Below are 6,530 nucleotides of genomic sequence, written 5' to 3'. Positions count from 1 at the left end.
CGCAGATCGCCGTCTTCTTGATCTTAATCAGCACGTCGTTGGGGCCGATCTCCGGCACCGGCACCTCTTCCATCCAGATGCCCGGTTCGGCCTTGGCCTTCACCAGCGCCTTCATCATGTTCGACATGCTTTTGTCCCTTGAATCTCTTGATCCGGAATCGCTTTTCGGTTCTGGCCTTTCAGGAAATGACCCCGAGTTCGCGCCCGACAGCCGCAAACGCTTCCACCGCGCGGTCGATATCGGCGCTGGAATGCGCCGCCGACATCTGCGTGCGGATGCGCGCCTGGCCTTTCGGCACCACCGGGAAAGAAAAGCCGATGACGTAGATGCCGCGCTTCAGCATGCGCGCGGCCATCTCCTGCGCCAGGCTCGCGTCACCCAGCATCACCGGGATGATCGGATGATCGGCTCCGGCCAGCGTGAAGCCGAGCTTGCCCATCTGCGACCGAAAGCGCGCCGCATTGTCGTAGAGTTTGCTGCGCAGCCCATCGCCGTCCTTGATCAGTTCGAACACCTTGATCGAAGCGCCGGCGATCGCCGGCATCAGCGTGTTGGAGAAGAGATACGGCCGTGAGCGCTGGCGCAGCCAGTCGACCACCTGGCCTTTGCCCGAGGTGTAGCCACCGGAGGCCCCGCCAAGCGCCTTGCCGAGCGTGCCGGTGATGATGTCGACCCTGCCCTCGACGCCGCAATGCTCGGCCGAGCCGCGGCCGTTCTGGCCGACGAAGCCGACGGCGTGGCTGTCATCGACCATCAGCATGGCGTCGTATTTCTCGGCGAGGTCGCAGACACCCCTGAGATTGGCGATGATGCCATCCATCGAAAACACGCCGTCGGTGGCGATCAACCGGAAGCGGCAGTCCCGGGCTTCCTTCAGTCGCGCCTCGAGATCGGCCATGTCGTTGTTGGCGTAGCGGAAACGCTTGGCCTTCGACAGCCGCACGCCGTCGATGATCGAGGCATGATTCAGGGCATCCGAGATAATGGCGTCTTCCTCGCCCAGCAGCGTCTCGAACAGACCGCCATTGGCATCGAAACAGGAGCCGTAGAGGATGGTGTCTTCCATGCCGAGGAAAGAGGAAATCGTGGATTCGAGCTGCTTGTGCTCTTCCTGCGTGCCGCAGATAAAGCGCACCGATGCCATCCCGTAGCCATAGCGGTCGAGCGCCTGCTTGGCAGCATTGCGCAAATCGGCGCTATCGGCGAGGCCGAGATAGTTGTTGGCACAGAAATTCAGCACCTTGTCGCCGCCAACCTCGATCTCGGCCGACTGCGTCGAAGTGATCACCCGCTCCGACTTGTAGAGGCCGGCTGATTTGAGCCCCGCGAGTTCGCTGTCGATGTGGGAGAGGAATGCTGCGGTCATGGTCGGCCTCGTTGATGTGGGCTGACTGTCGTCTCGTCCGCGCGAAAAATCCATCGCAAAAACGACCGGACCGGTGGCAAGCAGCACGATGCCGCCCCGATGTCGATCATCATGCGGCGGCGGAAACGACGCCACGACAAAGGTTCTGGCCGATGACCGCTCAAATGCCGGTACGGCGCTAAACGGGCCGATAACCATTCCGCGATCTTTCCACGGCTGCCCCTCGCCGGGCAGCCGTCGATTTCCGGTCCTGTTAACGTTTGCAGTTCAATGGTGCTCATACAAGAATCCTTAGGCAAGAATCCGTAGGCGAGAGGGCCGCCCCCGAAAATGTCGCAGCAGCCGGTGCAAACCGTTTCAGGCAAGCTCATACTGCTGATCAAGGCTGGCTATTGGCTGGCCCTGCTGATCATTGCGGCCATGGTGATCGCCTCCTTCATCCTGCTGCAGCAGATGATGGCCACCCAACAGCACAATCACACCTTGCTCGACATCGTCAGCACACAAAAGACTCTGTCGCAGCGGATCGTCTTCCTTGCCAGTGCAACGGGTGCCGGTTCACGCGACAAGCAACCGGCGCTGGTCAGCGCGCTCAAGCAGGCAACGGCGGAGTTCGAGACGAACTACGACCTGCTGCTCGATCAGACGGGAGCCGATCCGCAATCACCAGCCAAGCTCGACGCGAAGTCGATCGAAAGCGTGCTTTTTGCCAAGCCCTTCCACCTCGACTATTTCTCGGTTGGGCTGATCGCCAATGGGGACCGCCTGATCTCGGCCTATGAATCGCAATTCAGCGGCAATGGCGGCTACAAGGGTGGCGGCGAACGCGTCAATCTCGATGCCTCTGTCGCCAATGCGACCTTGTCGGGCTATGCCGCGCTCGGCCAGCGCATCAGCGCCGATGCCGATGAGCGCTCAGAGAAGCTGCTCGCCCTCCACCGCACGCTGTTCTACGCCACAATCGGCGTCATCATACTGGTGGCGCTGTTCATCTTCAGGCCGATGTCGAACGCCATCCTGCGCAAGACGCATGAACTGATCGACGCGCGCAATTCCATGGCCTTCATCGCGGTGCATGACGGCCTCACGGGCCTGCACAACCGCACGTTCCTGACCGATCATTTCGACACGCTGATCAAGGGCACGCACCGGCGTCGCGAACGCCTTGCCGTCGTCCAGCTCGACCTCGACCGATTCAAGCAGATCAACGATACGCTCGGCCACGCCGCCGGCGACTATGTGCTGGTCGTCACGGCACAGCGCATGCGCGATTCCTGCCGGGCGTCGGATCTGTGCGTGCGCCTGGGCGGCGACGAGTTCGTCATGATCCTCGGCGGCGCCGGCGGCACCGAAGACATCAACATGCTGGCGCGGCGCATCCTGGCGCACATCAACGAGCCGATCGTCTTCCAGGGCACGACCATTCTGCCAGGCGCCAGCGCCGGCATCGCGGTCTATCCGATCGACGCCGACAATGCGCAGGATCTGCTTGTCCACGCCGATCTGGCGCTTTATTCCGCCAAGAAGCTTGGCGGCGGCAACTTCTCCTTCTTCTCCGAGGAGTTGCGCCGCGAACTCGACTATCGCAAGCAGCTTGAGCACGACATCAAGGTCGCTATCGCGGAGCGGGCGTTCCAGGTCTATTTTCAACCGCAGGTCTCGCTGACCAACGGCACGATCAGCGGCATCGAAGCGCTGGTGCGCTGGAACCATGCGGAGCGCGGCATGATCCCACCCGGCGAATTCATTCCAGTCGCCGAGAAATGCGGCTTCATGCCCGAGATCGGCCGCATCGTCATCACCAAGGCGATCAACGAGGCGGCCGAATGGAACCGCGCCGGCATTGCCTTCGGACGGCTTGCCGTCAATGTTTCCGGCACCGAGCTGCGCGAACACGATTTCGATGCGTTCTTGTTCGAGACGCTGGAAAAGGCCGGGCTGCCACCGCAGAAACTGTCGCTGGAAATCGTCGAATCCGTCATCCTCGACGACGAAAAGACGGGCATCGCGGCCAAGCTGCGCCACATCAGGGCAGCCGGCGTCCATCTCGAACTCGATGATTTCGGCACCGGCTATGCTTCGCTCAGCCATGTCAACCCGAACGAGATCGACCGGCTGAAGATCGATCGCCGCTTCGTTCAGAACATCCATGAGAATGGCGACAACTCGAAGATCGTCCGCGCCATCACCGAACTGGCGCGCGGCCTTGGCATCTCGATCGTCGCGGAGGGCGCCGAAACCGAGGCCGAGCTCGATTCGCTGATGGCGATCGGCTGCGACCAGGTGCAGGGCTACTCCATCGCCTTCCCGATGCCGCACGACAAGGCGCTGGAATGGCTGACCGCGCGCATGCCCAAGAAGGCCAAGCTGACGGTGCTGCAAGGAAGCCTGGCATAGGGTTGCCTTTTTGTTTGTGCATGCCGTGTCCCAAAACCGCTGCGCACTTTGGACGACATGCACCGGCTCGCCTTGACAAGCCGTTGTGGACGTGGCGGCCTTGTCGTGATCGCAACAGGGATATCGGGGCTGATGACACCGTTTCGGTTTGTCCTGGCGGCAGTTTTGGTTTTTGCGGCCCCCGCCCAAGGGGCCGATCGCACAATCTATCTTACCTTCGACGATGGGCCGCTGAACGGCACAAGCAACATCCTCGATGTGCTGGAAGCCGCGCAGGTTCCTGCAACCATGTTCATGGTCGGCATGCACGCGCAGGCTAGCGCCGCCAACAGAGCGCTCGTCCAGCGCGCCAGGCAACTTCCTCTGGTGACGCTCGGCAACCACAGCTACAGCCATGCCTACAATCACTACCGGCATTTCTACGGCGACACCGAGGGTGTCGTCGCCGACATGGTACGGGCAAACGCGGTGCTCGGATTGAAGCCTGTGGTGCATGCAAGGCTGCCGGGGCGTGACGTGTTCAGGCTGCCCTCCATGTCGAAGAACGACACTTCGCTTGGCCTCGCCCAGGAGGGGCATGAAGAGCCCGACTACGAATTTGTCGCGGCCTCAGGCTTCTATCTCTACGGCTGGGACCATGAATGGGTCCACAAGGACAACGGCGAGCCGGTGCAGAGCGTCGATCATCTGGTCAGCGAGATCGATCACCTGTTCGGCTATGGTCGCTTCGTCAAGCCCGGCAAGCTGATCCTGCTGATGCATGACGAGATGTTCCAGGACGGTTTCGACGGCAAGACGAAGCTGACCAGTTTGATCACCGCATTGAAGCTGCGCCGCTACACCTTCGGGACAATCCAGGGTTACGACGACTGAAGCGGTCGTTATGATTTGACTTTGCGAGCCGGTTTGCGGGAACGAGGCGGGATATCGTTCCTGTCGCCGGGAAAAGCCGCCAGCAATTGCCCAAAGCTCGGCGCTTCGACATTGGCCCGCAACACGGCCAACACCTGCGCGAACTCCGCCAGCCGCTCGTCGGACAATCCCACCCGCAGCCGCTTGTCGAAGACGAGCGCGGCCTTACGTAGTGTCTCGAACATCGCTTCTCCGGCCTCGGTCAATTCGACCAGATGAACCCTGCGGTTGACGGGATCACGGCGGCGCGTCAGCAGGCCCTGCGCCTCCATCGCGTTGAGATGGTGGGTCAACGTCGCGCCCTGGATGCCGATCATGCCGGCGAGTTCACGCTGATTGGCAAGCTTGCTCGACTTGACCGACAGCAGAGTGAGCCAGACCGGCAGCGTACCGCCAGCCTCGACCAGGGCAGCGTCGAAGGCTTGGGCAACCAGCTTGGCAGTTCGTCCGAGATTCATGCCGACTGGCGGGCGTTCGAAGGGTGTCATTGCAGGACCCTAGACGGTGTCATGCACGGATGGAACTGGCACGACTTATGTATTGACATCTAATCGTTCGATATCTAATTATCTATGGCGGGCTAAAGAGGAAATCCGGTCATGCAATATGTCTACATCGTCGTTATCGGCCTTCATGTCATGGCCGGCGTATTCTGGGCGGGCACGACCATCGCGGTCGGTCGTGACCCGGACATCCGGGCGGAACGGTTCTTCCGGCCGCAAATGGGCGCTGCCGGCCTGGTTTTCCTGACCGGCATACTGCTCTGGTATTTCTTTCACGAGGGCGTTTTCGGCTCGATGGAGAAGGTGCTGGCGCTGGGCATCGTGACGGCCCTGATCGCCGCCGGCGTGCAAGGCGCGCTGGTGGGCTCAGCCAGCAGGCAGCTTGCCGGTGCTGATGCGGCAACGGAAAGCCAGTTGCGCGCGAAGATGACAAGAGGCGAGCGCATCGCCGGCGGGCTGCTGGTGCTGACCGTGCTGTGCATGGCCACCGCCAGAATGTTTTGAGCGCCGCCACGCAGCACAAGCTCACAGAATCGTACGTTGTCTGGCGACGAGCCAATGACGTGCGAGCGCGCGGCCAGACCGACGTACACGGGCTCTCGTACGCAGGTCCGGCCGCGCGCTACCGATCCTCGTCTAATTTCAGATCCGCAAGCCGAACCTGATGCCGTCATAGATGGCGGCATGGATGTTGCGCGAGGCGACCGCGTCGCCAATACGGAACAGCACGAAGCCGCCTTCTGGATTGCGCGTGGGAAAGATGTCGCCACCGCTCACCAGCCGTTCGTAGTCGACCGCACCGCCATTCTTCGACAGCGGCTTCAGCGATAAGTAGAGATCATCGAGCGGCAGCGTACCGTGCTCGACCACCACCTGATCGACCCTGCGCTCGCCGCGCCAGCCATCGGCGAAATCCGAAGCCAGCTCTGCGATCAGTTGATTGCCCTCGCGCCGCACCGAGCGCAGCCGGGTGTTGATGGTGATGGTGACGCCCTTTTCCTGAAAGGCACGCATGTAGGGCACGTGGTTCATGCCGCCCATTTCCGGGGCAAAGAAACGTTCGGGCGAGACAAGCTCGAGTTTCGAGCCGGCATTGGCGATCAGTTCGGCGGCGCCCATGCCCTGATGGCCGCCATTGTCGTCATAGAGCAGCACATTTTCGGCCGGCTTGACGCTGCCGGCCATGACGTCCCAGCTCGAGGTGACAAGGTTGTCGCCGGCCGTCAGCGGCGGGTTCTGCGGCAGGCCGCCGGTGGCGACCACCACCACGTCGGGCGACAGCGCCAGGACATCGTCTTTTTCCGCCCAGGTGTCGTAGCGGATCTCGACGCCGAGCCGGTCGAGTTCAGCC

General features: G+C 61.7%; 5 protein-coding genes and 2 pseudogenes. 3 read left to right on the top strand and 4 right to left on the bottom strand.

Features of this window, described 5'->3' with window-relative positions; translation table 11 throughout:
* Positions 1-127: pseudogene (gene tdh / locus EN943_RS33600) on the bottom strand (L-threonine 3-dehydrogenase); the annotation flags it as partial.
* 52 nt (positions 128-179) lie between these two features.
* On the bottom strand, positions 180-1,367 hold the full coding sequence (locus EN943_RS33595) for a glycine C-acetyltransferase (protein WP_127416212.1): 1,188 nt from the start codon (positions 1,365-1,367) through the stop codon (positions 180-182).
* Positions 1,368-1,697: 330 nt separating this feature from the next.
* On the opposite strand from EN943_RS33595, the gene EN943_RS33590 reads away from it, so the two are divergent.
* A complete protein-coding gene (locus tag EN943_RS33590; protein WP_127416211.1) occupies positions 1,698-3,764 on the top strand; it encodes an EAL domain-containing protein in 2,067 nt (688 codons plus the stop codon).
* 132 nt (positions 3,765-3,896) lie between these two features.
* Positions 3,897-4,637 (top strand): polysaccharide deacetylase family protein, encoded by a 741-nt coding sequence (locus tag EN943_RS33585; RefSeq protein WP_127416210.1) that lies wholly within the window; start codon positions 3,897-3,899, stop codon positions 4,635-4,637.
* An 8-nt stretch (positions 4,638-4,645) separates the two neighbouring features.
* Here EN943_RS33585 and EN943_RS33580 read toward each other — a convergent pair whose 3' ends face one another.
* Entirely contained in the window at positions 4,646-5,164 is a 519-nt protein-coding gene (locus EN943_RS33580; RefSeq protein WP_127416209.1) for a MarR family winged helix-turn-helix transcriptional regulator, read from the bottom strand.
* Between the two features lie 111 nt (positions 5,165-5,275).
* Between EN943_RS33580 and EN943_RS33575 the strand changes: the two genes are divergently transcribed.
* On the top strand, positions 5,276-5,683 hold the full coding sequence (locus EN943_RS33575; protein ID WP_127258021.1) for a hypothetical protein: 408 nt from the start codon (positions 5,276-5,278) through the stop codon (positions 5,681-5,683).
* A 138-nt stretch (positions 5,684-5,821) separates the two neighbouring features.
* Here EN943_RS33575 and EN943_RS33570 read toward each other — a convergent pair.
* Positions 5,822-6,530, bottom strand: a pseudogene (locus EN943_RS33570) (N-methylproline demethylase); the annotation flags it as partial.

The organism is Mesorhizobium sp. M7A.F.Ca.US.006.01.1.1, from assembly GCF_003997935.1.
GTDB lineage: Bacteria > Pseudomonadota > Alphaproteobacteria > Rhizobiales > Rhizobiaceae > Mesorhizobium.
Note: the sequence above shows the minus strand (reverse complement) of the source record. Positions and strands in the feature narration are given on the sequence as shown.

Coding starts and splice junctions, on each gene's coding strand:
- EN943_RS33595 (WP_127416212.1), bottom strand. CDS start 1,367: ATGACCGCAGCATTCCTCTCCCACATCGACAGCGAACTCGCGGGGCTC.
- EN943_RS33575 (WP_127258021.1), top strand. CDS start 5,276: ATGCAATATGTCTACATCGTCGTTATCGGCCTTCATGTCATGGCCGGC.
- EN943_RS33580 (WP_127416209.1), bottom strand. CDS start 5,164: ATGACACCCTTCGAACGCCCGCCAGTCGGCATGAATCTCGGACGAACT.
- EN943_RS33585 (WP_127416210.1), top strand. CDS start 3,897: ATGACACCGTTTCGGTTTGTCCTGGCGGCAGTTTTGGTTTTTGCGGCC.
- EN943_RS33590 (WP_127416211.1), top strand. CDS start 1,698: ATGTCGCAGCAGCCGGTGCAAACCGTTTCAGGCAAGCTCATACTGCTG.